This is a genomic window from Acinetobacter sp. YH12099 (assembly GCF_013419195.1).
GTDB lineage: Bacteria > Pseudomonadota > Gammaproteobacteria > Pseudomonadales > Moraxellaceae > Acinetobacter > Acinetobacter towneri.
On the sequence record NZ_VPAP01000001.1, the window covers coordinates 267,883 to 291,374 of the forward strand.

General features: G+C 41.6%; 22 protein-coding genes, 3 tRNA genes and 1 pseudogene. 15 read left to right on the forward strand and 11 right to left on the reverse strand.

Annotation, left to right across the window (positions count from 1 at the left end; genetic code table 11):
- Window positions 1–3 precede the first annotated feature (3 nt).
- Window positions 4–243, reverse strand: coding sequence for a lipoprotein (locus FTU39_RS01315; protein ID WP_004971884.1), 240 nt, complete (start codon window positions 241–243; stop codon window positions 4–6).
- A 359-nt stretch (window positions 244–602) separates the two neighbouring features.
- Here FTU39_RS01315 and FTU39_RS01320 point away from each other — a divergent pair, with 359 nt between their 5' ends.
- From FTU39_RS01320 to FTU39_RS01330, 3 genes are all read left to right on the forward strand, one after another.
- Complete coding sequence (locus tag FTU39_RS01320) at window positions 603–1,958, forward strand: sodium:alanine symporter family protein (RefSeq protein WP_096900947.1); 1,356 nt, start codon at window positions 603–605, stop codon at window positions 1,956–1,958.
- A 156-nt stretch (window positions 1,959–2,114) separates the two neighbouring features.
- Entirely contained in the window at window positions 2,115–3,506 is a 1,392-nt protein-coding gene (gene radA / locus FTU39_RS01325) for a DNA repair protein RadA (protein ID WP_104853204.1), read from the forward strand.
- Window positions 3,507–3,621: 115 nt separating this feature from the next.
- Window positions 3,622–4,608 carry a Tim44 domain-containing protein gene (locus FTU39_RS01330; protein ID WP_004971891.1) on the forward strand — a complete coding sequence of 329 codons (987 nt, stop codon included), beginning with the start codon at window positions 3,622–3,624 and terminating at the stop codon, window positions 4,606–4,608.
- A gap of 350 nt (window positions 4,609–4,958) precedes the next feature.
- Here the strand turns inward: FTU39_RS01330 and FTU39_RS01335 are convergent, their stop codons facing one another.
- Window positions 4,959–6,137, reverse strand: coding sequence for a trypsin-like peptidase domain-containing protein (locus FTU39_RS01335; RefSeq protein ID WP_004971893.1), 1,179 nt, complete (start codon window positions 6,135–6,137; stop codon window positions 4,959–4,961).
- A 167-nt stretch (window positions 6,138–6,304) separates the two neighbouring features.
- On the opposite strand from FTU39_RS01335, the gene FTU39_RS01340 reads away from it, so the two are divergent.
- From FTU39_RS01340 to FTU39_RS01370, 7 genes are all read left to right on the forward strand, one after another.
- Window positions 6,305–7,063 (forward strand): Nif3-like dinuclear metal center hexameric protein, encoded by a 759-nt coding sequence (locus FTU39_RS01340; RefSeq protein WP_004971895.1) that lies wholly within the window; start codon window positions 6,305–6,307, stop codon window positions 7,061–7,063.
- A 181-nt stretch (window positions 7,064–7,244) separates the two neighbouring features.
- Window positions 7,245–7,871 (forward strand): superoxide dismutase, encoded by a 627-nt coding sequence (locus tag FTU39_RS01345; protein ID WP_026438302.1) that lies wholly within the window; start codon window positions 7,245–7,247, stop codon window positions 7,869–7,871.
- Window positions 7,872–8,017: 146 nt separating this feature from the next.
- Window positions 8,018–8,093: transfer RNA gene (locus FTU39_RS01350), tRNA-Asn, on the forward strand.
- A gap of 6 nt (window positions 8,094–8,099) precedes the next feature.
- A tRNA-Asn gene (locus tag FTU39_RS01355) sits at window positions 8,100–8,175 on the forward strand.
- Between the two features lie 217 nt (window positions 8,176–8,392).
- Window positions 8,393–8,695 (forward strand): hypothetical protein, encoded by a 303-nt coding sequence (locus FTU39_RS01360; protein ID WP_004971899.1) that lies wholly within the window; start codon window positions 8,393–8,395, stop codon window positions 8,693–8,695.
- Window positions 8,696–8,812: 117 nt separating this feature from the next.
- A tRNA-Asn gene (locus tag FTU39_RS01365) sits at window positions 8,813–8,888 on the forward strand.
- A 78-nt stretch (window positions 8,889–8,966) separates the two neighbouring features.
- A complete protein-coding gene (locus FTU39_RS01370; RefSeq protein WP_004971902.1) occupies window positions 8,967–9,410 on the forward strand; it encodes a DUF2726 domain-containing protein in 444 nt (147 codons plus the stop codon).
- Between the two features lie 16 nt (window positions 9,411–9,426).
- Here the strand turns inward: FTU39_RS01370 and FTU39_RS01375 are convergent, their stop codons facing one another.
- From FTU39_RS01375 to glnA, 4 genes are all read right to left on the reverse strand, one after another.
- Window positions 9,427–9,684: a hypothetical protein gene (locus tag FTU39_RS01375; protein WP_180043367.1), complete on the reverse strand. Its 258-nt coding sequence runs from the start codon at window positions 9,682–9,684 to the stop codon at window positions 9,427–9,429.
- Between the two features lie 198 nt (window positions 9,685–9,882).
- Window positions 9,883–10,761, reverse strand: coding sequence for a 4-hydroxybenzoate octaprenyltransferase (ubiA, locus tag FTU39_RS01380; protein WP_131261595.1), 879 nt, complete (start codon window positions 10,759–10,761; stop codon window positions 9,883–9,885).
- A 14-nt stretch (window positions 10,762–10,775) separates the two neighbouring features.
- Window positions 10,776–11,264: a chorismate lyase gene (locus FTU39_RS01385; protein WP_004971911.1), complete on the reverse strand. Its 489-nt coding sequence runs from the start codon at window positions 11,262–11,264 to the stop codon at window positions 10,776–10,778.
- Between the two features lie 207 nt (window positions 11,265–11,471).
- Window positions 11,472–12,887 (reverse strand): type I glutamate--ammonia ligase, encoded by a 1,416-nt coding sequence (gene glnA, locus FTU39_RS01390; RefSeq protein ID WP_171287402.1) that lies wholly within the window; start codon window positions 12,885–12,887, stop codon window positions 11,472–11,474.
- Window positions 12,888–13,762: 875 nt separating this feature from the next.
- Between glnA and FTU39_RS01395 the strand changes: the two genes are divergently transcribed.
- The 5 genes from FTU39_RS01395 (at window position 13,763) to folE (ending at window position 17,587) form a co-directional block, all read left to right on the forward strand.
- Complete coding sequence (locus FTU39_RS01395; RefSeq protein WP_004971915.1) at window positions 13,763–14,347, forward strand: aminodeoxychorismate/anthranilate synthase component II; 585 nt, start codon at window positions 13,763–13,765, stop codon at window positions 14,345–14,347.
- A 17-nt stretch (window positions 14,348–14,364) separates the two neighbouring features.
- On the forward strand, window positions 14,365–15,411 hold the full coding sequence (gene trpD / locus FTU39_RS01400) for an anthranilate phosphoribosyltransferase (protein WP_004971918.1): 1,047 nt from the start codon (window positions 14,365–14,367) through the stop codon (window positions 15,409–15,411).
- Between the two features lie 21 nt (window positions 15,412–15,432).
- Window positions 15,433–16,239, forward strand: coding sequence for an indole-3-glycerol phosphate synthase TrpC (gene trpC / locus FTU39_RS01405; protein WP_104853201.1), 807 nt, complete (start codon window positions 15,433–15,435; stop codon window positions 16,237–16,239).
- Between the two features lie 16 nt (window positions 16,240–16,255).
- Complete coding sequence (locus tag FTU39_RS01410; protein ID WP_180051621.1) at window positions 16,256–16,945, forward strand: Smr/MutS family protein; 690 nt, start codon at window positions 16,256–16,258, stop codon at window positions 16,943–16,945.
- Between the two features lie 93 nt (window positions 16,946–17,038).
- Window positions 17,039–17,587 (forward strand): GTP cyclohydrolase I FolE, encoded by a 549-nt coding sequence (folE, locus tag FTU39_RS01415; RefSeq protein WP_171062567.1) that lies wholly within the window; start codon window positions 17,039–17,041, stop codon window positions 17,585–17,587.
- Between the two features lie 98 nt (window positions 17,588–17,685).
- Here folE and FTU39_RS01420 read toward each other — a convergent pair.
- The 5 genes and pseudogenes from FTU39_RS01420 to hemE all read right to left on the reverse strand — a co-directional run.
- Window positions 17,686–18,402, reverse strand: a pseudogene (locus FTU39_RS01420) (GGDEF domain-containing protein); the annotation flags it as partial.
- Between the two features lie 264 nt (window positions 18,403–18,666).
- On the reverse strand, window positions 18,667–20,616 hold the full coding sequence (locus FTU39_RS01425) for a DUF4105 domain-containing protein (RefSeq protein ID WP_180051623.1): 1,950 nt from the start codon (window positions 20,614–20,616) through the stop codon (window positions 18,667–18,669).
- A 94-nt stretch (window positions 20,617–20,710) separates the two neighbouring features.
- Window positions 20,711–21,181, reverse strand: a complete 471-nt coding sequence (locus tag FTU39_RS01430) for a DUF3015 family protein (RefSeq protein WP_096900956.1) — start codon at window positions 21,179–21,181, stop codon at window positions 20,711–20,713.
- 237 nt (window positions 21,182–21,418) lie between these two features.
- On the reverse strand, window positions 21,419–22,240 hold the full coding sequence (locus FTU39_RS01435) for a DUF817 family protein (protein ID WP_154320930.1): 822 nt from the start codon (window positions 22,238–22,240) through the stop codon (window positions 21,419–21,421).
- A gap of 72 nt (window positions 22,241–22,312) precedes the next feature.
- A complete protein-coding gene (gene hemE / locus FTU39_RS01440) occupies window positions 22,313–23,383 on the reverse strand; it encodes a uroporphyrinogen decarboxylase (RefSeq protein ID WP_104853196.1) in 1,071 nt (356 codons plus the stop codon).
- Window positions 23,384–23,492: the final 109 nt, after the last annotated feature.

The window sequence follows — 23,492 nt, forward strand, 5'->3', positions numbered from 1 at the left end:
GCGTTAAGGTGTAGTCGATGTAGATGCAGCAGGTGCAGCAAACTGCTGTTGCACAGGTACGGCTGTGTCTGACGATGTTGCCGATTGCGTTGCACGTTTAGGCGCAGCATCTGGATATAACAAATATTTTGCGCGTTTGTCGTAATTTGGGTCATTGGGTAACTGTAATGTACCTGACTGACCACAACCGACCAAAACCACTGTTGTAAGCAAAACACTCATGCAGCAAATGACGGTACGCATCTGACCACCTATAAAATATTTTCGATGAAGTATAACGCGATCACTGCCGCGACCAAAGTGCTAATGCAGAGAGATTATATTGAGCTTAGTAAAAATTCTAGCTTACTTACTATTCTGCTGGCATAGATTGACCTTATCAGGTCTGAAAAATTGCGACTTCTGACACAGATAAAGTCAATTTTATTTCAAGGCATCAATTGTCAAAATCTAAAAACTATGCAAAAAATATAACGTGCTTAAAACCAAGTTCTTTTAACAGGAAGTTTTAAAGACTGGCATATCACTTGCTTAATTTTTACAACTGTTCAACTACAGTCACAAACTAAGCATTTATACACTGCGTTTATAAGAAGAAATTTATGCAAAATTTACAATCGATGATGGAAACCCTAAGCGGTTGGGTCTGGGGTCCATACATGCTGGTTCTCATTGTGGGAACGGGCGTCTTCCTCACCTTCCGCTTATTGTTCTGGCAATTCCGCATGCTGCCACTGGCTTTTAAACAAGTCTTTTGCAAACACGACAAAGCGCAAAAAGAACCGGGCGATATTTCACATTTCGCATCACTGATGACTGCACTCTCTGCCACCATTGGTACGGGAAATATTGCAGGTGTTGCAACGGCTTGCGTCCTCGGTGGCCCGGGTGCAGTGTTTTGGATGTGGATGACTGCCCTGTTTGGTATGGCGACCAAATATGGTGAAGGTGTTTTGGCGGTTAAATACCGTATTAAAAACGAAAAAGGGCAAATGTCAGGCGGCCCAATGTACTACATTGAACGCGGACTAAAATGGAAATGGCTCGCGATTATCTTTGCCTTTTTTGGCACAGTCGCCTCGTTTGGAATTGGTAGTTCAGTACAATCCAACACCGTAGCTTTAGCAGTTGAAAATAGCTTAGGTGTAGAAACTTGGATTACTGGCGTGGTAATTACCGTATTTTCTGCATTGGTGATTTTGGGCGGAATTAGCTCGATTTCCAAAGCATCTTCGGTGATTGTTCCGATTATGGCCATTCTGTATGTTACAGGCGGTTTAATTATTATCCTGAATAATTTACACCTTGTCGTGCCTGCATTTGAGCTAATTTTCCGTGATGCCTTTACTGGTGAAGCAGTTGCGGGCGGTGCAATTGGTGCAGTAATTCGTTACGGGGTTGCACGTGGCGTATTCTCCAACGAAGCAGGGATGGGTTCTGCCCCAATTGCTGCTGCGGCTGCAAAAACTGACCACCCTGCGCGTCAAGGTTTAGTGTCTATGACAGGTACCTTCATTGATACCATTATTGTCTGTAGCATCACGGGGATTGTTTTGGTAATGGGCTTCATTATGGCAGGTAATAGCTTTGGTGGTGCAACAGGTGCTGTACTCACCACACAGGTTTTTGACCAGTTATTGCCAGGCTTTGGTGGTTGGGTCGTCACTTTCGGGATCATCTTCTTCGCCTATTCCACCATTCTCGGTTGGAGCTATTATGGTGAAAAATGCTGTACTTATTTATTCGGCGAAAAATACGTGTTGATTTACCGCTTAATTTATATTGCTTCAGTGTTCATTGGCACCATCGCCACCCTAGATTTAGTCTGGTTATTTGCCGATACCTTTAATGGTTTAATGGCTGTACCAAACTTAATTGCCTTGTTGTTACTGTCTGGTGTGATTGCCAAAGAATCTAAAGACTTTATTGCGAAGCGCAAATCTGGCGAGTTGTATTAAATAAGCCCAATTCATTGAATTATTCCGTTCAAATCATAAATCATACAATCACCCACGTGGTTGTATGATTTTCCATGAAAAATCCAGATAACATTCATTTCGCGAACATTCCTCTGTATGCTGTAGTCAGTTTTTAATTGATGCAATGACTGGGTTATGGCAAAAGTAAAAAGTGTCTATCGCTGTGAACAATGTGGTGCAGATCATCCTAAATGGGCAGGTCAATGTTCAGAATGTGGGGAATGGAACTCACTTCATGAGGTCAGTATTGCCCCTGCGGTGACGCATCGTGCCCAACCTAAAATGGGCGGTGGCTATGCAGGACAAGCGGCCGCCATTACCACGCTTAATAAAGTGTCTGTATCGCACGAAACCCGTTTAACAACAGGCATTGGGGAATTTGACCGTGTTTTGGGTGGCGGTTTGGTTACGGGCTCTGTGGTACTGATTGGTGGAGATCCTGGTATCGGGAAATCGACCATTTTGCTACAAACTGCGACTCACATGGCGGCTGCCAATAACACCGCTTTATATATCACAGGTGAGGAATCTCTTTCGCAAGTGGCGTTACGCGCTCAACGCTTAGACTTACCCACCGATCAACTGAAAGTCATGGCAGAAACCTGTGTCGAACGGATTTGTGAAGTTTTGGCGCATGAACGCCCTGCGGTAGCCATTCTGGACTCGATTCAAACTTTATATACCGAAACGTTGCAGTCTGCTCCAGGTGGTGTTTCACAAATTCGTGAATCAGCTGCCTTGCTGACTCGTTTTGCTAAAAATAGTGGCACTGCGCTGTTTATTGTCGGTCATGTGACCAAAGAAGGGGCTTTAGCGGGGCCGCGCGTCCTTGAACACATGGTCGATTGCGTCTTGTATTTTGAAGGACAGTCAGACTCACGCTACCGTATGATTCGAGCAGTCAAAAACCGTTTCGGTGCAGTGAATGAACTGGGCGTTTTTGGCATGACCGATAAAGGCTTACGCGAGGTTGCCAATCCATCTGCGATATTTTTGAGCCGTTATGATGAGGCAATTCCAGGTTCTATTGTCATGATTAGCCGCGAAGGAACGCGACCACTTTTAGTTGAAGTACAAGCTTTGGTGGATGATGCACATGGTCAGCCTAGACGTGTGGCTTTAGGTCTGGAACAAAACCGTCTGAATATGCTATTGGCGGTGATGCATCGGCATGGCGGCGTACAAACTTCAGGGCAAGATGTGTATGTGAATGTGGTCGGCGGCTTAAAAATTACCGAAACAGGTTCAGACCTTGCTGTACTACTTGCCTGTGCTTCTAGCTTGCGTGGCAAAGCCCTGCCACAACAATTGGCAGTATTTGGTGAGGTCGGTTTATCGGGTGAAATCCGCCCAGTACCAAATGGTCAGGAACGCTTAAAAGAAGCTATTAAACACGGATTTAAATATATTATTGTGCCGCGTGGCAATGCCCCACAAAAAGCCATTGCAGGTGTGCAAATTATTGCGGTGGCGCGTTTGCATGAAGCCTTAACTGAAGCCATGAATTTAAGTGAAAACTTAGGTTAAATCCTTGGATGATATTTTTTCAGTTTCAAGAAAAAATATCATATTTATATTGAAATTCGCAGCAAATGCCTGCATAAATACATAGCTTAACTTTATTTTAATATAGGAAAATTTGATGGAAGTTCGACAGCGTGGTTTGATCGCAGCAATGCTCACAGCGACTTTATTGGTAGCTCCGTTAGCAGCAGAAGCAAAACGTGCAGGTGGCGGTAAAAGCCATGGCATGAGTCGTTCGGCTGCTCCAACTCAGTCTTACCAACAACCTCGTCAAACAACGCCAGCACAACAACCAACAACTGCACCAGCACAGCAAAAATCTGGTCCAGGCGTAGGTGGTATGGTTGCTGCAGGTGTTGCAGGTGCGGCAATTGGTGCGGTTGCTGCCAATGCCTTGGCCGATGATCAAGCTGCAAGTGCTGCCGAAGCGCAAGAGGAAAAAGGCGGTATTCCAAGCTGGATTTGGATTTTACTCGCTGCTGCTGTTGCCTTCTTCATTTTCCGTAAGATGGGCGCAAAAAAAAAACTAACGCCTAATCCGTATGCGCCAAATAGCGGTGCCAATCAGGCACCGTTTGCGCAAACACCACCTGCTGCAGCGCCACGTAACGACAATACCAATATTTTTGGTCAATCTGTTGGGGGTTCTGCCGCTTCTACCCAAGCGCCTTTTGGTCAAGCTGCCAATAATAACGCGCCATTTGGTGCAGCTTATACCAACAGTGGCAATCAATTGCCTGATGGTTCAGAGCCTGCAACCTTTTTACGTGTAGCGCGTCAGCGTTTTAACCATATTCAGTCTATGAACACAGCCAGTAATATCGCAGAAATTCAGCGTTATTTAACTCCTGATTTATATCAGTCGATGTATCAGGACATTATGGCAAACCAAGACCAAGATGTAGCAGAGTTTTCTAACTTGAATGCCATGGTAGTCGATTCTGCAACTGAAAATGGTCAATATGTCATAAGTGTACGCTTTACAGGTACAGTCAGCGAAGACCTGAACAGTTTACCGCAACCATTTACAGAAATTTGGCACTTTGTAAAACCTGCAGGCTCTAATCAAGACTGGTTAGTGGCAGGTATTCAGCAAGAGCAATAATTTCAATGGATCTAGAAAAACAGCGACTTCGGTTGCTGTTTTTTATGCCTTTCTTTATCTAAGTTGAGACCCATCATGTTTAAACAGCACGTTTAAATCTTCTAAGACATCAACACCGAATACATCCACACTTGCCACACAAAACCAAACCCTCGATTGATTAGATCTATCAAAAAGTATCATCATTCATCAATACAGTTTATTTAGCCCACCTTCTCTTTGTATCTACCCAGAGATAAATCAAATCACGTTATCCGTATCACTTTGGTTATTTCCAGTCGATCTTCATTTACTTAGCCAACAAAAAAGCCCTGCAAACGGGCAAGGCTAAATTGTTACTGTTAAATCTATTATTCAGGCAATGGAATAAATTGCTTATCGGTATTTTGAACTTTGCGCTCACCGACTGCGACTTCCAAATCTAAGGCTTCTTCACCACGTTCAACTGAAACAGTCACCGTCGTATGCGGTGCTTGTGCAGCAACATAATTAATTAAATGCGAGGTTGAAGTAATCGCTTCATCATTCACTTTTAAAATTTTGTCACCACGTTTTAAACCTGCTTCTGCTGCAGGGCCACCGCGCAGTACATCAGCAACCACTACACCGCCTTGTGCAGGTTCTAAAATGTTGTCTTGTTGCACAGGCAACAAACTAATACCTAACCAACCACGAACCACACGTCCATCTTTTAAAATCGAGTTTAAAACCTGCTGACAGACTTGTGCAGGAATTGCAAAGCCGATGCCCAATGAACCACCTGATTGCGAGAAAATTGCCGTATTTACCCCAATCAAATTCCCTGCCACATCAATCAATGCACCACCTGAGTTACCTGGATTAATTGCTGCATCGGTTTGAATGAAATCTTCATAGGTATTAATACCCAAGTCAGAACGTCCTGTCGCAGAAATAATCCCTTGAGTCACGGTTTGTCCCACACCAAATGGGTTACCAATCGCAAGTACGACATCGCCCACTTCATTGCCACTCAGTTTAAATGGCAATACAGGCAGTTTTTCTAGATCAATTTTAATGACCGCTAAGTCTGTGTCTGGGTCAGTTCCAACAACTTTTGCAACCGCACGGCGTCCATCGTGCAAAGCCACGACAATTTGTTCAGCCTGCGCGATCACATGATTATTCGTTAAAATATAACCATCTGGACGAACAATGACCCCAGACCCCAAACTGTTTTCATTTGGGCCTTGCTTAAATTGATCGGGTAACTGATTGCCAAAAAATTCACGAAATGCAGGGTCATTTAACAATGGATGATCCATTTGTTTCACTTTTTGTGTGGTAAAAATATTTACCACCGCAGGCGCTGCCACTTTAACCGCAGCGCTATACGACACCACCCCACCTGTCCGTGTTGTATCAATTAATGGTTCAACTTTCTCGGCAGGCATTTTGACCCCATCGGCAGCCACAGGCGCTTTCGGTTTTTGCAGTTGTTGCCAAGTCACAAAGCCAATAATAACCAGAATGAGTAACACCCAAGGTAACCAGGTAAAGGTCCGGCGCACGTTTTGTACCTCTAAGTAAATTTTTTTTGATGATTAAGTCATTGAATGAGCTATTGTAAAACGAAACACAAATAGAAACATAAAAAAGCCCAAGAGTTTTGTCTTGCTTTAGTTACAATACAAAATATGTTTTGATATTGGCTAAATATGAGCAATTTGAGAAAGTTATGGCGCAGCTAAAAGAAATTATTCAATGGTGTGATCAAACTTTAAATACACATGAATTTAAAGATTACGCGCCCAACGGTTTACAAATTGAAGGTAAGTCTGAAGTTCAAAAAATTTTATGTGCAGTGACTGCCTCTCAAGAGGCTATTGATGCTGCTATTGCCCAAAATGCAGACTTACTGTTGGTACATCATGGCTATTTTTGGAAAGGCGAACCTTACCCAATTACAGGCATGCGCGGTAAACGCATCAAAAGTTTAATCCAGCATGATATTTCTTTGGTGGGTTATCACTTACCGCTCGATTCACACCCAAGTCTAGGCAATAATGCTGCCATTGCTGAATGTTTGGCATTAGAAAATTTGCAAGCCCTAGACCCGAGTGAACGTCATCCTATTGGTAATATTGGTTTTTTAAAGCAAGCCATGAGCGCAACCGAATTTCGTGACTATCTCACAGCGCGTTTAGGCTTTAAAACCATTCATCTTCCTGCCGAAAAAAGTCAGATTCAAAAAGTAGGGTTCTGCACGGGTGCAGCACAAGATTTTATTGGCAAAGCGGCAGAACAAGGTTGTGATGCCTTTATTTCGGGCGAAGTCAGTGAACGCACCTATTATGAAGCCAAAGAACTAGGCGTGCATTATTATGCCTGCGGACATCACGCGACTGAGCGCTATGGTGTACAACGACTCGCAAAAGCTATTTCAGAACAGTTTAATATTGAGTATAGTTATTTTGAATTAAATAACCCAATTTAATACACCGTTTCACCCAACGATTTCACTCAAATGACATCTGTGTTTAACATAGTCTTTAGATGTATACATTCGAGTCTTATTCTGTATGGTTATTTATACCTAATGCGCAATTTGATCTCGAAATCTATTACAATAGAGCCACTTAATGTTAAAACCCAGCAAAATGCAAGGAATTGAAAACATGACAACCATTACTTTACCGGCTTTACCATACGGTTACGAAGATCTTGCTCCACACATCAGCAAAGAAACTTTAGAATTCCACCACGACAAACACCACAACACTTATGTTGTGAACCTGAACAACTTGATCGCGGGTACGGAGCTTGAAGGTAAAACTTTAGACGAAATCATCAAAGCAACTGCAGGCGATGCAGCTAAAGCTGGTGTATTCAACAACGCAGCGCAAGTTTGGAACCACACGTTCTATTGGAACTGTATGGCGAAAAACGGTGGTGGTAAAGCTACTGGTGCTTTGGCTGCTAAAATTGATGAAGCTTTCGGTTCTTACGAAAAATTTGCTGAAGAATTTGCTGCTGCTGCAACAACTCAATTCGGTTCAGGTTGGGCTTGGTTAGTAGCTGACGAAGTGAATGGCAAACTTTCTATTATGAAAACTTCAAATGCTGACACACCAATGGCACACGGCAAAGTTGCAGTATTGACGATTGACGTTTGGGAACACGCTTACTACATCGACTTCCGTAACGCACGTCCTGTTTACATCAAAACTTTCTTAGAAAGCCTGGTAAACTGGGATTACGCAAATGCGAAATACGCAGGTCAAGATGCAGGTGTAGAAAAATAATTTCTATTTTTCTGTAGAAAAACTGCTCTTTATGGGCAGTTTTTTTATTTTTACAGATGAAATGAATATTTATAAAGCAAACAATACATTTCTGATGATGAACGTGTTGACGACTTAAACTTTCATCCCTAAAATGCCCCACAGATTCTCCAATAGCTCAGTCGGTAGAGCGACGGACTGTTAATCCGCAGGTCCCTGGTTCGAGCCCAGGTTGGAGAGCCAATCTATTCTCCCATAGCTCAGTCGGTAGAGCGACGGACTGTTAATCCGCAGGTCCCTGGTTCGAGCCCAGGTGGGAGAGCCAAGATTCTAAAAATCCCACGCAGTATGACGTGGGATTTTTTTTTGCAATTTTTATTGTTTTTATAGTGGATATGATATTCTAAACGAATGGAACAGGCCTCACTCTCCCCTTAAATCAAAATTAAAACCATACAGTGAAGATCGGGCTATCCCCTCTTGTGATGACTCTATTTTTTCGCTAACTTAGGTTCATCAACAACAATAAAACTTGAAAGCCCATGCAAGCGCCTTGGTTAAAATCCCTGATTTTTTGGACAATTCTGATTGTGGTGATTTTTGCAATTTTTCAATGTACGCAAAAATCTGAAAGCAATAAAACTGCTGCGACACTCATGTATGAACGTCTGTATCAATGCAGTCGTGATCTGAACGCACAACAACAAGCCACCTTAAAACAAATTCAAAGCCAAGTGAAAACAGAAATGACTCAGCAAGAGATGCTGCAATTAATTAACTTATGTCGTAAAACCAACCCACCACAGACACGCGAAGATTATATAAAAGCCATTCAAGCACTCTAAAAACTGCGTTGAAACAAAGCTAGATGATTATTTTTAAAGCAGTTAATCTATAATTACGGTTTTTTTTCAATTCCAGCTTGACCAAAAACAGATACCCACATAGAATGCGTGTCAGATTCTCCCATAGCTCAGTCGGTAGAGCGACGGACTGTTAATCCGCAGGTCCCTGGTTCGAGCCCAGGTGGGAGAGCCAAAATTCTTAAAAAACCCACGCATTATGATGTGGGTTTTTTATTCCTGCCGTTTAGGGTCTAACGACACCGCATCATCTATGTTTGAATCCAGTCAATCGACTTTCTTGCTTATTGGCAGCTTGGCTAGCCTTGCCCTGTTTATCTTAATTTTTAAGCAATTATTTTTCCCCAAGAAAAACTTTTATCCTAAACCGATGATGACTGCTTTTGAACGCAGAATGTTTATGCGTTTAAAACAAGCTTTTCCTGAGCATCACATCTTGGCGCAAGTGGCGTTTAGCGCATTAATCACCAACAACCACTATAAAATTCGTGCGCTGTTTAATCGTAAAGTGACTGATTTTGTGATCTTAAATGCAGAAATGCAGGTCATTGCAATTATAGAGTTAGATGACCCCTCACATATTGGCAAAGAACAGGAAGATGCAGAACGGGATGCAATGTTTCACGAGGCAGGTTATCGCGTTGTCCGATACACCGAAATTCCGAGTATCAGACAATTGCAATCAGATTTGAGCTGAAATCATCAACTCGATATTAAGGTGTAGCTTCTGAAGCGGCTTGTATCTGACTGGCCTGCTTCGCTTGTTGTTCTGCAGCTTCACGCGCTTCAATACGCGCAATAATTTCTGCCTGCTGTTGTTTATATTTTTCCTGATTTTTGGCATCACTATTGACTGCTAAAAATGCCATGCTGACCAAAAAGATAGGAATCAACAAACCTAAGCTTGCCAAGATAATCATCTTTTTTAGACTTGGCTTTTTTTCAGGACTTTGCTGCTCAGACTGTGACATCATATATTCCTATTTCAAACGCATCAAAATGAAGCTCAATATATCAGAATAATGCTGATTGTGCTTTGTGCATAAGTACGCACGTTCTAATGCTCAGTTTAATTTTTAACAGCAAAAATTGATCAGCGATCGAATAAAAAAGCACCTGACCAAACTACCATCAGATGCTTTGCTCAGTTTTTTATCGCACAGAAATATTTACATTAAAGCCAATACGATTCCTGAAAAAATAATCAGCCCTACCCAACGGTTATGACGAAATGCCCAAAAACAACGTTGCGGATCTTTATCTTTAGTTTTACTCCATTGATATATAAAGTCTGCAACCACCACCAATAACGCCGCTAAACCAAACGGAATCAATAAATTTTCTAACCACAATGCCGTACCAATCAAAAGCACACTGCCCGCTTGCAACAATGAAATAATCTGAATGTCATAGCGACCAAATAAAATTGCGGTAGATTTCACCCCAATTTTCAAATCATATTCACGGTCAGTAATTGCATATTGGGTGTCATAAGCCACAGTCCACGCCAAATTGCCAAAATACAATAACCAACAAGTAAGATCAGGCGTTGCACCTACAGCGGTATAAGCCATCGGGATAGACCATGAAAATGCAGCTCCCAAGAACACTTGCGGTAAATGAGTGTAGCGTTTCATAAATGGATAAATAAACGCTAAAAATAATGCCCCAAATGACCAATAGAAAGTTTCAATTGGTAAAAATAACAACATGGCTGCGCTTAGTGCAACCAAACCTAAGAATACATAAATGGCTTCTTTGGCACTAATCACACCCGTGGCTAAAGGACGTGTTTTGGTACGCTCTACATGACCATCTACCTTACGGTCAGCAAAGTCATTAATGGCACAGCCTGCAGCGCGCATAAAAATTGTGCCCAGAATCATAGGGATTAATATCCCGATAGACGGCATGCCCTGATTAGCAATCCACAAGGCCCACATGGTTGGCCAAAACACCAGTTCTGTGCCAATCGGTTTATCGAAACGACACAAATAATAATATGCTTCTAAACGCTCACGCCACGTGATCTGCTGTGCCAATGCCATACCAATCTCGTATCTTAATGTTGTTGAATAAATTGCTCAAAACGCGGTAAAAAAGTTTCTTGCACAATAAATTTACAGCCATGCCAAGTATAGCAACTCTGTCGTGTCCAGCCTTCATCGAGCAAAACCACACGCCTTTGACACAACGGATTGGTACGCTGAAATAAAAACCAGCCAATGGGTTTATTGCCAATATGCTGAAATAAACGGGCTTTGCTTTGCAAACTTAGAATCGGAAAAATACTTTTGGCTTTGACCCATGGCTGTTCATCACACCCATATAAATAGCTTTCACGCACCCATGAAGTGTGCCAATGTGGCATTTGCATCCACTGGGCATCTTGTAAATTTAAACGCTGAAAAGATTGCTGCAGTGGTTCAACTTTAAATTGTCCGCCTGCGAGCTGAGTCAGTTGTTGGGTCAAAGAACCTGCTGCATATAGCCATGTTTTTAATTCAGAAGGCAGATTTGCCTGCTTGGGAAAAATAGGCTGTGTTCGCATGTTCCGCCACCTTAACAAGATAGCCTAGTGTAGCCCAAATTTAGGCAAAGTTTTGTGACCGATGGCGCAATTCCCTGCAATTATCCAAAAAAATTAAGCGAATTCTTATATTTTGATAAAATCTATGCCAATTCAAAACCATGATTGCACCATCTAAAACAAAAAACCCGCCGAAGCGGGTTTTTCAAATTTAAGATTTTTGATGTATTACAAGCTGTAGTACATATCAAATTCAACTGGGTGAGTCGTCGTGTTCAAACGACGTACATCTTCAGTTTTCAATTCGATATAAGCATCAAGCATGTCTTTGGTGAATACACCACCTTTTAATAAATAGTCGTGATCTTCTTTCAAAGCATCAAGCGCCATTTCTAGGTTGTGTGCCACAGTTGGGATTTTTGCTTCTTCTTCAGGCGGAAGGTCATACAAGTTTTTATCTGCAGCTTCACCTGGGTGAATCTTGTTTTGAATACCGTCAAGACCCGCCATCAACAATGCCGCAAAACCTAAGTACGGGTTCATCATTGGATCAGGGAAACGCGCTTCAATACGTTTGCCTTTCGGGCTAGACACGTAAGGAATACGAATAGATGCAGAACGGTTACGCGCTGAGTAAGCCAACATAATTGGTGCTTCAAAGTGCGGTACTAAACGCTTATATGAGTTGGTCGATGGGTTAGTCAACGCGTTCAAAGAGCGGGCATGTTTGATAATACCGCCAATGAAGTACAACGCCATTTCTGACAAACCTGCGTATTCATCGCCTGCGAATAAGTTTTTGCCATCTTTAGAGATAGACATGTGTACGTGCATACCTGAACCGTTATCGCCTACCATTGGTTTAGGCATAAAGGTTGCAGTTTTTGCATATTGATGCGCAACGTTCCAAACTGCATATTTGAACTGTTGCACTTCGTCAGCCTTACGCACCATAGTATTGAAGCTCACACCAATTTCTAACTGGCAAGATGCAACTTCATGGTGATGTACTTCTACACGACCAGGCCCCATGATTTCTTCAATTTTTGCACACATATCTGCACGCATATCTTGAGAAGAATCTACTGGTGGTACTGGGAAATAACCGCCTTTCACACGTGGACGGTGACCTGAGTTACCAGCTTCGTAGTCTTTACCTGTAGACCATGCAGCTTCTTCAGCGATTAATGTGTGGCGCGCGCCAGACATATCGATGTCCCATTTTACTTCGTCAAATACAAAGAATTCTGGTTCTGGGCCAAAGAAAGCAGTATCACCAATACCTGTCGATTTTAAATATTCTTCAGCACGGCGAGCAATAGAGCGTGGATCGCGGTCATAGCCTTGACCTGTCGATGGTTCGATAACATCACACGTTACAACCACTGTTGGTTCTGCAAAGAACGGGTCAATAAAACCTGTGTTGGCATCTGGGCGTAAGATCATGTCTGATGCTTCGATTCCTTTCCAGCCTTCAATTGAAGAACCATCAAACATTTTACCGTCTTCAAAGGTATCTTCATCGATACTGTCTGCAGGATAAGTTACGTGCTGCTCTTTACCCTTAGTATCTGTAAAGCGGAAATCGACCCATTTTGCACCACTTTCTTGGATGAGTTGAAGGACCTTGTTCGCCATGCTCATTTTGCTCCGATGTTTTTTGTTGCACCCGAAAGTGCGTGTTAGTAGTTGGCAGTTATTAAGCAATTAGCGTACCAACTTTTAAAAGCAAAGCTAAAACCATGAATTCCGTATGAGAATACATCATTTAAAAAAATTACTTTGTCTCTATTATACTGTCAGAAATACGATTTGCACCATATTCAAACACTGTTCATTTGATTTGATTTAAAACTGCAAAACATAGCACCATTTTAGTGCATTTATGTTTTATTTCTGTTGAATTGTAGATCAAAAAATAGCTCAAACAGTATCTATGCAAGCATTTTGCTGTGCCATGGTTGTATTGAGCAATGCAAATTATCCGACCAATCTTAAACAACACTTTATTTTTTATTGAGCAAAAATAATAAGATCGTTTAAAAATCCTAAACCTGTATTATTTTCGATCAAGCTGATTGAAAATATCTATACTGCAGATTTGTATTTTCTATCGAAACGCTGCACTCAAACTACCTGACGTGAACCGCTAATAACATGCGCCATGATGCTACTTTTTAGCGCATTTTTTACGTTATCTATAAGTGTGAAGCTAAAATATGACTGGTGAATGACCCTGTTTGATCATGTGTTCATTTCTTTCAGATCAAACCTGAACAATGTGTAATAAGCTTTGAAAATCTATAAATTGGTGAATGCGCTGATAAGCTTTAACAGGGATTATCATATAAATAGTCCGCAGAAAATGCTTATTTTTTGCTATGATGATAAGCGCTTCCTTATTCCACCTTCTTTTCGACAAGAAAAATAAAGTCCTTTCTCATTATAGGCGCAGGAATAAAGCAAATTATCTCAGACTCTTTAGCACTTAAAGTGTTCAATTTTCAATAGGTTAGCTCATGCTTTTAATGATCGATAATTATGACTCTTTTACCTACAACATCGTCCAGTATTTTGGCGAGTTAAATCAGGAAGTAAAAGTCGTTCGTAATGATGCCGTGACATTAGAAGATATTGAGCGATGGCAACCCAAGTATTTGGTGATTGGCCCAGGCCCTTGTTCTCCATCTGAAGCAGGGATTTCTATTCCTGCCATTCAGCATTTCGCAGGCAAAATTCCGTTACTGGGCGTGTGTTTAGGACACCAAAGTATCGGACAAGCCTTTGGTGGAAACATTGTGCGCGCTAAAACCGTGATGCATGGTCGTTTATCGGATATGTACCACAGCAACACAGGTATTTTTAGCAATCTGCCTTCACCATTTTCTGCAACCCGTTACCACTCTTTGGTGATTGATCAAGCAACCTTGCCAGATTGTCTGGAAGTGACATGCTGGACCAAAGAAGCAGATGGTTCGATGGAAGAAATTATGGGCGTGAAGCACAAAACTTTGCCTGTTGAAGGCGTGCAATTTCACCCCGAATCGATCCTGAGCCAACACGGTCATCAAATCTTTAAAAACTTTTTGGAAATTTACGCATAATGAGCGAGTCAAATCACATGAATATTCAACAAGCACTCAACCATATTACAAAACAAATTCACCTGACTCAGCCTCAAATGGAAGATGTGATGCGCGCGATTATGTCGGGCGAAGCAACAGACGCTCAAATTGGTGCATTGATGATGGGCTTACGCTTAAAAGGCGAAAGCATTGATGAAATTACTGCTGCTGCACGTGTAATGCGTGAATTTGCCATCAAAATTGATGTCAGCGATATTCCTTACCTCGTGGATATTGTCGGCACAGGTGGCGATGGTCAAAACCTATTTAACGTATCTACCGCCTCTTCCTTTGTCATTGCAGCTGCAGGTGCAACCATTGCCAAACACGGTAACCGTGGGGTTTCAACCAAATCAGGCTCATCTGACTTACTTGAGCAAGCAGGCATTAATCTTGACTTAAACATGCAACAAACTGAACGCTGTATTCGTGAAATGGGCGTAGGTTTCTTGTTTGCACCGAATCATCACAAAGCCATGAAATATGCGGTTACCCCGCGTAAAGAGTTGGGTATTCGCAGTATTTTCAACTTGCTTGGGCCATTGACTAACCCTGCGGGTGTAAAGCGTTTTGTCATTGGGGTGTTTAGCAATGAATTGTGCCGCCCAATTGCAGAAGTGATGAAACAGCTCGGTGCTGAGCATGTCATGGTGGTGCATTCTAAAGATGGTTTAGATGAAATTAGCCTTGCTTCGAGCACTTATGTTGCAGAACTCAAAGATGGTGAAATTACCGAATGGGAACTTACCCCTGAAAGCGTGGGAATTGAATCTCAAACTTTAACAGGACTGATTGTAGAAAACTCTGCTGAAAGCTTGAGTTTGATTAAAGATGCTTTAGGCAAAAACAAATCAGATAAAGGCGAAAAAGCGGCCAATATGATTGCACTCAATGCGGGTGCGGGTATCTATGTTTCGGGTCTAACTACAAGCTACAAACAAGGTGTCGCTTTGGCACATGACATTATTTATGGTGGACAAGCTTTGGAAAAAATGGGCGTGTTGTCTGAATTTACCAAAACGCTCAAACAGTACGAAGCATAAAGCAAATCAGGAAGGTGCATCATGGTGGATATTAGCAATACCATTTTAGGTAAAATTGTAGAACGTAAAAAAGAAGAGTTTGCCGAGCGTTTAAAACAACGCAGTTATGCAGACCTAGAACAATTGGCACGTGCAGCAACACCTGCACGTGGCTTTGCACAAGCCTTGCATAACAAACGCCCAGCGGTGATTGCGGAAATTAAAAAAGCATCACCATCTAAAGGCATTATTCGTGAAAACTTTGACCCTGCCGAAATTGCACAGCAATATGAAGCCGCAGGCGCAGCCTGTTTATCTGTGCTGACTGATGTCGATTTCTTTCAGGGTGCAGATGAAAATATTCAGATTGCCCGTTCACACTGTAACTTGCCTGCTCTGCGTAAAGATTTCTTGATTGATCCGTATGGTGTGGTGGAAGCACGTGCCTTACATGCAGACTGTGTGTTATTGATTGTATCTTGCTTATCTGACCAACAGTTGGAAGAAATGTCGGAAACGGCTTTTGAACATCACTTAGATGTGTTGGTTGAAGTGCATGATGAAAATGAATTGGAACGTGCTTTGAATCTTTCAGAGCGTTGTATTTTAGGGGTCAATAACCGAAATTTAAAAACCTTTGAAGTCGATTTAAACACCTCATTGCGTTTAAAAAACTTGTTGCCGCCTGCGCGTTTATTGGTCACTGAAAGTGGTATCGCCACACCAGAAGATGTCCGCATGATGCAAGACCATGAGATTCACAGTTTCTTGGTCGGTGAAAGTTTTATGAAACAAGCACGTCCTGACCATGCCTTTACGGCACTGTTTGGTCAGCCTGAAAATCTATAATCCAATTTGAAATACCATGAGTAAACATGATTCTTCGCTTTCTAAAGAACAGTACAAGCTACTGAAGTCTTTTAAAAAGCAAATCACTCAGCCACATTCTGCTCCTATTGCCAAATCGTCTGAACCTAAAGTTCAGACACCTGAGCAACAGCAGGAAGATGATTTGGCGTTGTTTCATCAGCAAATGCAAGGTGTCCGAAAAATGGATGCGGGCAATATTGCTAAACTTGAAACACCTGCCAGAAAAAAACCTGATGCACAAACACTGGCCAAACGTGCAGCAGCCATAGGCCCTATGGAAACCGATGATACCTTGCTGTCCGATACGCAAGCCATGCTTAACCCTGTGGGCAGCCAAGCTTCGCTGAGCTATCGCATTGCAACTTTGCAACATAAAGTCTTTGAAGATTTAAAAGCAGGCAACTTACGCTGGTTTGAAGCTGTTGATTTGCACGGTTGTACGGTAGAAGAAGCGCGGGTAGCCGTTTTGCAAATCATTCAAATGGCTAAAGATGAAAACCAGAACGTGATTAAAATTGTGCATGGCAAAGGCCCTGAAGCCATTTTAAAAACTTATGTAAATGGCTGGCTGCGTCAGCATCGTGATGTTTTGGCTTTTGTGAGTGCGCCTGAAAAACAAGGTGGCACTGGTGCAGTTTTAGTGTTGCTTAAACGCAGCGAAAAGAACCCAAAGTTTAAACAGTAATCGGTTTCATCTTTTAAACAAGGCATTGCAATAGTTTTCTGTTACAATGCCGACCTTGTTCAATATCAGTGTAAGTGAACACGTCTTATGTCTATGCAGCAATCCTACGCAAACATCCTAACCGCCGTTGGTGAAGATCTTAATCGTCCAGGTCTAAAAGATACGCCGATGCGTGCTGCTAAAGCTTTTTCGTATTTAACTTCGGGCTATAGCCAAACCTTAGCCGAAGTGACCAATAATGCCGTATTTCCATCCGACAACCGTGAAATGGTCTTGGTGAAAAATATTGAGTTCTACTCACTGTGTGAACATCATTTATTGCCATTTTATGGTCGCGTGCATATCGCCTATTTACCTGAAGGTAATGTTTTAGGCTTGTCTAAATTTGCCCGTATTACCGAAATGTTTGCACGTCGTTTGCAAATTCAGGAAAATCTGACTCAGCAAATTGCGGAAGCTGTGGCTGAAGTGACCAAAGCACGCGGTGTTGCTGTGGTGATTGATTCAGCCCATATGTGCATGATGATGCGCGGTGTAGGCAAACAGGAATCGACCACACGTACCGTATCTTTTGTAGGTGACTTTAAAACAGATAAAGAAGCCCGTCGTGAATTTTTAAGTGCGGTGCCTGAGAGTTTTTAAATTGTGGCTAAGTTCCTCAATCAAATAAAAAATCCCGAAATTTATGTTCGGGATTTTTGGGTTTTAGATTAAAAAATTAGCTTGATACATCTTCAGATTCAACCTACAGACACATTGTTGCGTCCATTATTTTTTGCCATATACAAGGCTTTATCCACTTCTTCAAAAAAACGTTGATAGTCTGGATGCCCATCATATTCATGCACACCTATACTAATGGTAAAGTTAAATTCTTCACCTGTTGATGTTTTTAATGTGGCTTTTTCGACACGTTTACGAATATTTTCAGCGACTACCAAGGCACGATCAATGGTGGTATCAATCTGTAACAGTAAAAATTCTTCGCCGCCAATTCGGAAGGCATAGTCACTGCCTTTTGCATATTGCAAAATCACATCAGCTAAAAACTGTAATGCATCATCTCCTGCTGCATGTCCATAACGGTCATTGATTGATTTAAAATGATCGGCATCTATCGCCAACAATGTTAAAGGCGAATTATTTTTTCGTGAAAAATTAATTTCACGGGACACGATGGTATTTAAATAACGGCGGTTGAGCAGTTGAGTTAAGGCATCATTGCCTGAATTGATATATTCAGACACCTGAAAAATTTGATCGACTAAATGCAAAATTTCACGATTCTTGGCACGAATGGATTGAATCATTTCAATTGCCTGTGCCTGACTTTCACATTGACCAATTTTCTGAATTAATTCATCCACCTGATAAATAAATTCAGTAATAGTTTGTACTTGTTCCGAACTTGAAAATGCATAAGCCGCTTTATGAATAAACCATAAACCAAATTCTGTCGCATGTTCTTCAAGCAACATTTGCTGATAGAACTCGATCACAAAATCTTCTGCATGTGCTTGAATAAACTGGAATGTCGCTTGCAAATCTTCTGGCTTAAATTGCTCGCAAATTGACTTCCATTGCTCTGCAAGCTCATGCGTACACTCTTGATACATCCACAACAACCCAGCCAAAAGAAACTGCTAAATTTTAACGGGTTTCACCAGCAACTCAACTTGTTTAGCTGGTTTTTTACAATTCAGTATAAATTCAACAGCTCTTTAAAAAAAATGCACATAGCCTAAACTGGTCTTGTTCCAGTCCTGTTTGTCCTGTTGTTGATATTCCCAACCCAATCGCAACACATGCTGCGGGTTGAGTACATATTGCAACTGGCTGTTCAGCTTAAATTGCCATTGGTGACGATCTTCCCAATACGGTAATTCAAGCTGAACCAAACTATTCATGCGTGCTGACCAGATATTTTGACAACCCAGTGTTGGGCCAATTCCAACACGCCAGCCTTTGTCTAAAGCCTTACCCGCTTGCACATGATTTTGAATTTGCACATAACACAAATGTTCACGCGCTTGATTAGCCACGCTATAACCAAACTGTGTTTTTAAACTTAAAACACCATGCTGTTCCGTTTCGCTAAAAGCCCCGTGCGAATTCAGGGCTTCTTGCTGCCAACCCAAATTAAAGCCCCAACTAAGTGGTGTTTTAAATGCGGTCATTGGGTTATAAGAGTTCACCGAGAGTAAATCTAACTGATTCAGTTTTAAGCGGTCTTCACGATATTGCACAGAAGCTTCTAAAAAGTTGAGCTGCGTCCCTGTACGAAAACCACCTTGCGGATCAAGTAAGTCATGGTAAGCCTGTCGATGACTCAACTCTACAAAATGCTCGCCTTGCACCTCGCCAGTACGCACAGCAAAGCTTCGTGCATGATGTCCCTGCACAGGATCGACCTGAGGGCGTGCGACATCCTGACGTTGTTTTTCTAAATTGATCTGACTTCTTAAACTTAAAATTTGTCTCAGTCGCGGTTGTGCAATTTTGGCTTCAATTTTGCGTCCAATCAGTTTCAGATACAAATCGTCATAAGCCATTTCCAGAATTTTAGCTTGATCGATTTGGCTGTAATTTTGCAAAATTGCCGCCACATTTTCAGGTTCTGCTTCGGCCACTTGATGGGCAGTTTTTGCCAAAGTTGTACCATGTTGTCTGGCTTGCGCCAATAACTGAGTTTCCAAAGCAGGACGATAGACAACATCTGCCACTAAATTTTCCTGCTCTACAGCTTTTAGTGTTTCAATTGGAATAGATGCGACTTTAAACTGCTGCTGTAAATTTAGCTCAGGACGCACCAAATCCATTAAGCCCAATAAGCGATAGGCACAATTGTCACTGATAAAATAATACGGAAATTGCACATGCTTCATTTCCCAAATGTGCTGCACCAAAAATGTGGTTTCCTGCTCATTCAGTGCCAGTTCGTACTCCCACAAATCTCGGCTTTCTAAATCACCATATTCTTTTACTTTGCGGTAATACGGCATCAGTGAATATTCACCTGGATATTGCCCTGTAAGTCCTTTCCATGCATAAGACCAATCTTCGCTGCCCGTTACCGTTGCTGCATAATTGACAGCATAGGAAATTAAATTCAGCTGTTTTTGATCTTTTGGGTCTAAGCGCAATAAAGTATGCCCAAACATAGAACTTGGATTGCCCATAAAGTCTGTGGCATAAATCAGCACTGCTTTATAAGGTTTAATTTGTCCAATCCATTCGTCCAATTCAGGACATTGCACCTGTGCCAAATCTTGTTGAGGAATTTGTAATTGTTCAATTAACCAGCGGCTACGTGCAGGAAATTTGCACTGCACCGATTGATTGGCAGGCGCTGTTTCAAATAATGCCTGCACATTGCGAAGTAACTCTTGGTTTAAATTGCTTCCGCCTTGTTCCGACACAAAATAGCCTGCATATTGCACTTTACTTTTGCCTTGCTGCGCATACATTAAACGCTGCCAAGTCACCTGTTCTGCCAAGTGTAGGTCTTTGGCTTTTTGCACATAATGTGCGGAAGATATTGCTAATTTATTTGTATTTTGTACTGTAGAAGTGGCTGTAAGTGGCTGAATCTGTATTGGAGATATTTCAGGAGATAACGCAAAAACCGTAGGAGATAAAAAAACTAAACTACTTAAAATAATGGATTTCATGGACATTTTATAAATTTTATATACATATTCAGGCTTAAACGTATTCTTGTGCTATAAAAAAGCCCTGCGAATAATGCAGGGCTTTTATTCAAACTTAAACGTATGCTTTTAAAACGTCATCATTCGCCATCACGTTCTGTAAAGATGCCAATACTTCTAAAGAAGTCTGGTTTTCTGCAGAATAAATAGATGCAAAGTTTTGCTTAGAAACCGCAAAGAAATGTGCTTTATCTTCTGCTTTAATGCTTAATAATTCAGCCAATACGTTCAAGCTTTCGCCTTCACCAACTGCCATATCGCGTGCCAATGTTTCAGCATTTTCATTGGTAAATGTCACAACTTGTGCAGTTACTGTACCTGTACCGCTACAACCTAAAGTACCAAATGTGATACCAAACAATTGGTTCGCAAAAATACCATTGGTGGTGGCTGCTAAAATTTTTGCAACTTTGCCAGACTGACCTGCCCAAACTTGAGAACCGATACCACAACCTGCATCACGGTCTGCAAATGCTGCTGTAGAACCCACTGCCAAGACAGCAGCCAATGCTAATTTTTTAATCATCGCCTTACTCCAGAGATTTATTATTCGAAAAATTATGCTTCGAATCGTTATTCTTTATTGCTATGTGTAATTTTTATTACACTATTTTAAGATAGCGAGATGTCACTCAGAAGGCAAAACATTTATCACAAAATCAGGCATTATTTTTGTGCATTTTTGTAGCGTCGATTGGTTTTTAGCTTAAAGATTGGTCTTAAATTTGAAAATAGATTTTAGTGTTGAAGATAGCATTTAGATTTACAGCTGCTGTTGATCCTCAGTTTTCAGTGTCCACTGCCCTTCTGCATCGCGATAACCCAAAATTTTCATGACCAGAACCAGACTCAGTAACAGCAATAAATACCAAGAACCGAGTTTGCCCCAGCCGACCATGTGCCACGCATCGACCTGACTTGGATACAACCATATTTGATAAAAGGTGCTAATGTTTTCTGCGACCCAAATAATAAAAGCCAAAAGCATCAATACAGGCAACATTGGCAGTTGTAATTGAGACCGTTGTAATTGAAAACGAATTTTGGTTTTCCAGAAAATCACAACGCTCCACGCAAACAAGCCATAACGAATATCGGGGATAAAAAACTTGCTCATGAAGTTGATGTACGACAACACTGCCAAGGCCATCATATTGCTAAAAGTCGGCAAATTCCGTAAAGATACCCGATACAAACGCAAAGAACGCGCAAAGAAACTGCCAACTGCAGAATACATAAAGCCTGCAAAAAGCGGTACGGTCATAATTTTAAAGACAGCAGGTTGAGGATATTGCCACGATGCAATTTGTGGATGAGTTAAAAAAATTTCCATGATCATCGCTAAAATATGAAACAAAGCGATGACTTTGGCTTCTGCCCAAGATTCTAGTTTTAAATATAAAAGACAAACTTGAATAATTAAGGCATAGAATAATAAATAGTCGTAACGGAAAAATCCGAAATATTCCTGACTGCCCATTGAAGCAGTCAGGGCAAATGCAATCAGCAATAAAATTCCAAATAAGGCAGCCGAAGCTGCCTTAGTCGAAAACTCAACTCCTGACTTTAGCCATGTTATCCACATGATGTGACAACCTGACTGAAGCTGAGATTACACCGATACATCTACAAATGATCCATCTATATCATTGTGCGATTATAGATATTTGGCACTGTATTCATGAACCGTGTCGATAAATACTTTAGGACGTTCAGGGTCTACCCACTGGGTAATACCATGCCCTAAGTTGGCTACATAACCTGTTTTTTCACCATTGGCATAGGCATCATCTAGCATCGCACGTGTTGCTTTGGCAATTGCTTCAGGTGAACCGTACAAAGTGGCTGGGTCTAAGTTACCTTGCAATGCGGCACGACCACTCACCGTTTGACGTGCGACATTTAACGGTGTTGTCCAGTCCAGACCAAAAGCATCTGCACCTGTTGCAATCATTGGCTCCAGCCATTGACCGCCACCTTTGGTAAATAAAATAACAGGGATTTTACGTCCATCTTTTTCACGTTGCAGACCTGACACAATTTTCTGCATATAGTGGAGTGAAAATTCAAGATATTCACGATGGGCCAATGCACCGCCCCAACTGTCAAAAATTTGTACTGCCTGTGCACCTGCATCAATTTGTGCATTTAAGTATTCGGTCACTGCATCGGCCAGACAGTCTAATAGTGCATGTAAAACTTCAGGCTGTGCGTACATCATGTTTTTGGTGAAACGGAAATCTTTGCTTGAACCACCTTCAACCATATACGTTGCCAAAGTCCATGGACTACCTGAAAAACCAATTAAAGGCACTTGTCCGCCCAAAGCAGAACGAATGGTCGATACTGCATTCATGACATAGTCTAAGTCTGACTTGGCATTAAATTTAGGTAAATTGGCAACGTCTTGCTCGGTACGCACCGTTTTATGAAACTTTGGCCCTTCGCCTACTTCAAAATACAGACCTAAGCCTAATGCATCGGGTACAGTTAAAATATCTGAAAATAAAATCGCAGCATCTAATTCATAACGACGCAAAGGCTGTAAAGTCACTTCACAGGCAAATTCAGTATTTTTGCATAGAGAAAGAAAATCTCCTGCCTGCGCACGTGTAGCACGATATTCTGGTAAATAACGTCCTGCCTGACGCATCATCCATACGGGCGTGCAATCTACTGGCTCACGTAATAAGGCACGAAGAAAACGATCATTTTTTAAGGTCGTCATTTACTTTCCCAACTCATTTTCAATCTTGCAGCCATCATATCAAAAAGGTTGAAGTTTTAATAACTTCATTTCTTGCTCGTCTTTTCAGCCTATTCTAAGTGTTCAAATT